The sequence below is a fragment of the Pseudomonas sp. 32_A genome, from assembly GCF_017490905.1.
GTDB lineage: Bacteria > Pseudomonadota > Gammaproteobacteria > Pseudomonadales > Pseudomonadaceae > Aquipseudomonas > Aquipseudomonas inefficax.
Genome location: NZ_JAFGYI010000180.1, coordinates 1 through 521 on the forward strand (window position 1 = coordinate 1; position 521 = coordinate 521).

1 protein-coding gene and 1 pseudogene are annotated in these 521 nt (G+C 60.7%); both read right to left on the reverse strand.

All coding sequences use genetic code 11. The features are described from left to right. Positions 1-94, reverse strand: a pseudogene (locus tag J5M58_RS28370) (hypothetical protein); the annotation flags it as partial. A gap of 118 nt (positions 95-212) precedes the next feature. Next, on the reverse strand, positions 213-521 hold a 309-nt coding region (locus tag J5M58_RS26175), incomplete at its 5' end, for a hypothetical protein (protein ID WP_207880238.1).

The window sequence follows — 521 nt, forward strand, 5'->3', positions numbered from 1 at the left end:
CGTTGATGACGGCCGGCCGCTCGACGGACTTCAGGCGCTGCAGTTCATCGCGCAGTTGGTCTGCGCCACGCTTCGTCAACGGAATGGTGCTCATAAACGACTCAATAGCTAAAAACGGCCATAAAAAAAATCACCGCGATTAAGCGCATTTCCGAAACATCGGAAACGCCGCTTAATCGCGGCACGTGTTGCTTGGACAGGTAACTGGAGGCTTAGTTTAGGCGAGCGTGCAGACCTTGTAAATCATAGACTTCCAAGTCCTTCAGGTAGCGCAGCCCCTCCACCGCCGCGCGCGCGCCCGACATCGTCGTGTAATAGGTGACCTTGTGCGCCTGCGCGCTCATCCGGATCGAGCGCGAATCGGCGATCGCCGCGCGCGTCTCGTCGACCGTCGTGAACACGAGCGCGATCTCGCCGTTCTTGATCATGTCGACGATGTGCGGACGGCCGTCCTTCACCTTGTTCACGACCTTCACCGGCACGCCGGCCGCCTCGATCGCGGCGGCGGTGCCGCGCGTCGC